This window comes from Streptomyces sp. CB01635 (genome assembly GCF_002803065.1).
In the GTDB taxonomy this organism is placed as follows: Bacteria; Actinomycetota; Actinomycetes; order Streptomycetales; family Streptomycetaceae; genus Streptomyces.
This window is the reverse complement of sequence record NZ_NNBL01000013.1, coordinates 19,465-22,892: the sequence shown is the minus strand read 5'-3', so window position 1 is coordinate 22,892 and position 3,428 is coordinate 19,465. Positions and strand designations below refer to the sequence as shown.

Genomic DNA, 3,428 nt, shown 5'->3' with positions numbered 1-3,428 from the left:
CCCCGGCGCGGCCGTCCGGCCGCGGCCCGCGACCACAGCAGCGACAAGGAGACGATGTGTACGGCTCTCGGACGGCCACCCGGCCCGCCGGCGAGGACGAGGCTGCGGCCGGCCTGCGCCTGTTCTGCTTCGCCCACGCGGGCGGCGGAAGCTCCTTCTTCCACCCGTGGCGGCGGGCCCTGGGGCCCGGCGTCGACGTGCGCCCCGTCGTCCTGCCCGGCCGTGAGCGCCGGGCGCGGGAGACCTCGCACACCCGGATGGGCCCCCTGGTCGAAGGCCTCGTCACCGAACTGGCCCCTCAACTCGACCTGCCGTACGTCCTGTTCGGGCACAGCCTCGGCTCGATCGTCGCCTACGAGACAGCTCGGGCCCTGCTCGAGCGTGGCTCACGCCCTCCTCTGGCGCTGCTCGTGTCCGGGCGGCGCGGGCCCTTCGTGCCGGACCACAGACGCCCGGTGCACACCCTGCCGGAGGACGAGTTCCTCGCCGAGGTGTCCCGGCTCGGCGGCACCCCGTCCGAGGTGCTGCGTCAGCGGGACCTGCTGCGGCACTTCCTGCCGCCGCTGCGCGCCGACCACGAGGTCAACGAGACCTACCGGCCGGTGCCGCCGCCGGGACCTGCCCTGACCTGCCCGGTGTTCGCGTTCACCGGTGACGCCGACCCTCTCGCCGACCCCCACGCGGTGGCCCGATGGCGCGAGGTGACCAGCGGCGACTTCCGGCTGCGGGTCTTTCCCGGCGATCACTTCTACCTGAAGGGGGCGCCGGACGACCTGATGTCCGCGCTCCGGGCGGCCATGGGCTCCGTACATCAGGGCTCAAGTGTTCTTCGAAGGCAGGTTCATAAAGTTGCCACGTGATTGTCATGTGCCGACTGACTGACCGGGAGGCCAGATGAACCTGCTGGATGTCACCGAACCCACCGGATTCGATGCCCGGCTGCGTGACTTCCTGCGCGACCAGTCGCCCCACACCACGACGACGATGGTCAGACGGAACCAGAGTGCCTACAGCTGCGGCGGTCAGGACCGCAACGTGTACTTCCTGGAGAGCGGCCGGCTCAAGACGGTGATGTTCTCCCGCTCGGGCAAGGAGTGCCTCCTGCGCATCCACACCCCCGGGAGCATCTTCGGTGAGCTGTGTTCGCTCGGCGGGATCCGCGAGGAGTCGGCCATCGCGATGCGCGACAGCGTCGTCCACCGCATGTCGTACGAGCACTTCCTGTCCTCGATCACCGAGGCCGGGATCGTCGACGAGTTCATCAACCACCTCACCCGGCGCCTCGCCGAACAGCAGCAGTCCATCACGCATCTGGTGACCGTCGACAGCGAGCAGCGGCTCGGCGAGATCCTCCTCGACCTCGCCCGCAAGCTCGGACGGGGTGACGGGCGGCGGCCGCACATCGCGGAGCGGATCACCCACGAGGAGCTGGCCGGCATGGTCGGCACCACCCGCTCGCGCGTTGGGCACTTCCTCAAGGGCTTCCGCGACCGGGGTCTGGTCGAGGTCACCCGCGAGTCCCACCTGATCATCGACCAGAGCCGGCTCGCCGCCTATCTGGAGAGCCGATGCGTCTGAGATCCCGCCGCAACGCCCCGACGACCCTCACGAGGTGACACCCCCATGTGGGACCACAAGTTCGAGACTCTGCTCAGGGACCGGCTGCCCGGTCTCGACGCCGACGCCCCGCTCACCGAGGATCTGCCGCTCGCGGCCTTCGGGCTCGACTCGATGGCGACGGTCGGCCTGATCGTGGCCATCGAGGAGGGCTACGGCACGCCCCTGCCCGACGACGCCGTGACGCCCGCCAACTTCATCACGCCCGGCACGGTCTGGGAGCTGGTCAGCTCCCTCGACGGAGCCGGCCGATGAGCGGCGCCAAGCTGCTGCACCACTGGTTCCTCGACGGTCTGGCCCGCAATCCGCGGGGCACCGCGCTCCGCATCAACGACCGCAGCTGGACCTATGCCGAGGCGGACCGCACCGCGCGCTCCTGGGCCGCGGCCCTGCACAGCGGGGGGCGCGCGCCGCGCCGGGTCGGGGTCCTCGCGGCGAAGAGCGAGGAGAGCCTGCTCGGCTTTCTGGCCGCGCTGTACGCGGGCTGCACGGCCGTCCCGCTCAACCCGGAGTACCCCGTCGGCCGCAACCGCGACATCGCCGCTGCCGCCGGGCTCGACGCGCTGATCGTCGACCCCTCGGGCGCCGCCCAGCTCGACGAGGTGGCCGCGGCCGCGCCGCCGCTGGTCACGCTGGCACCGCGGCTCGGCGAGTGGAGCGGACCGCGGCCGGGCACCCCCGTCCTGATGCCCGACCCGGCGGGGGACCGGCCCCCCGCCCAGGGCCCCGACTCACTGGCGTACATCCTGTTCACCTCGGGCTCCACCGGCCGCCCCAAGGGCGTGCCGATCCGGCACGGCAATGTGTCCGCCTTCCTGGCCGCCTCCCTGCCGCGCTACGACTTCGGACCCGACGACGTCTTCGGGCAGGTCTACGAGCTCACCTTCGACCTGTCCATGTTCGAGGTGTGGTGCGCCTGGTCGAGCGGAGCGTGTCTGACCGTCCTCAACCGGCTTCAGGCCCTCAACCCGGGCCGCTACATCCGCGCTCACGGCATCACCGTGTGGACCTCGACGCCCAGCCTGGTCGCCGCGCTGCGCACCCGCGGCCTCCTCGCCGGGAACAGCCTGCCCTCCGTGCGCCACACCGTCTTCTGCGGCGAGCCGCTGCCCGAGGAGAGCGCCGCGTACTGGAGCACGGCGGCACCCGGCACGTCCATCGACAACCTCTACGGCCCCACCGAGCTGACCATCGCCTGCACCGCGTACCACTGGGTCCCCTCCCCCGGTGCCGGCACCGTGCCCATCGGACAGCCGAACAGCGGCCTTCGGTACGTCCTTCTCGACGACGGTCAGGTCGGCGCCGACACCGGCGAACTGTGCGTCACCGGGCCGCAGATGTTCGACGGCTATCTCGACCCGGCGAACGACACGGACCGCTTCCTGACCCACGACGGTCAGCGCTGGTACCGGACCGGGGACCGGGTGCGCCGCACGCCCGACGGCACTTTGGTGCACCTCGGCCGCGACGACGGACAGGTCAAGATCCACGGCTACCGGGTGGAGCTGTCCGAAGTGGAGGAGGCCGTACGGGCCTGCGCGCCGGGCACCGAGGCAGTGGTCCTCGCGGTGCCCGGAGCGGCCGGACCCGTCCTTGCCGCCTTCGTCATCGGCGACGACGCGGCCGGCCGGCTGACCGTGACGGCCCAGGACCTGGCCCACCGGCTGCCGCCGTACATGCTGCCCGCCCATCTGTGGGCGCTGGCGGACCCGCCCCTGAACCCCAACGGCAAGACGGACCGCCTGCGGCTGCGGGAAGAGGCGGCACGCCGCCTGGGCAGGAACCTCGCCCCGGCGCCCTGAACCGGCTGA

General features: G+C 71.8%; 4 protein-coding genes. All 4 read left to right on the top strand.

Translation table 11 applies throughout. The features are described 5' to 3' along the window. Positions 1-56 precede the first annotated feature (56 nt). The 4 genes from CG723_RS27550 to CG723_RS27535 are packed head-to-tail and all read left to right on the top strand — an operon-like array spanning position 57 to position 3,419. Positions 57-860 (top strand): thioesterase II family protein, encoded by an 804-nt coding sequence (locus CG723_RS27550; protein ID WP_234374543.1) that lies wholly within the window; start codon positions 57-59, stop codon positions 858-860. A 34-nt stretch (positions 861-894) separates the two neighbouring features. Then, a complete protein-coding gene (locus tag CG723_RS27545) occupies positions 895-1,578 on the top strand; it encodes a Crp/Fnr family transcriptional regulator (RefSeq protein WP_100596206.1) in 684 nt (227 codons plus the stop codon). 45 nt (positions 1,579-1,623) lie between these two features. After that, positions 1,624-1,872 carry an acyl carrier protein gene (locus CG723_RS27540; RefSeq protein WP_100596205.1) on the top strand — a complete coding sequence of 83 codons (249 nt, stop codon included), beginning with the start codon at positions 1,624-1,626 and terminating at the stop codon, positions 1,870-1,872. Further along, a complete protein-coding gene (locus CG723_RS27535; RefSeq protein ID WP_100596204.1) occupies positions 1,869-3,419 on the top strand; it encodes a D-alanine--poly(phosphoribitol) ligase in 1,551 nt (516 codons plus the stop codon). The genes CG723_RS27540 and CG723_RS27535 overlap by 4 nt, the downstream gene beginning before the upstream one ends. The last annotated feature ends 9 nt before the right edge of the window (positions 3,420-3,428 follow it).

What these genes read in the sequence shown, in the direction of transcription:
- CG723_RS27535 (WP_100596204.1), top strand. Translation starts at nt 1,869, where the DNA reads ATGAGCGGCGCCAAGCTGCTGCACCACTGGTTCCTCGACGGTCTGGCC.
- CG723_RS27540 (WP_100596205.1), top strand. Translation starts at nt 1,624, where the DNA reads ATGTGGGACCACAAGTTCGAGACTCTGCTCAGGGACCGGCTGCCCGGT.
- CG723_RS27545 (WP_100596206.1), top strand. Translation starts at nt 895, where the DNA reads ATGAACCTGCTGGATGTCACCGAACCCACCGGATTCGATGCCCGGCTG.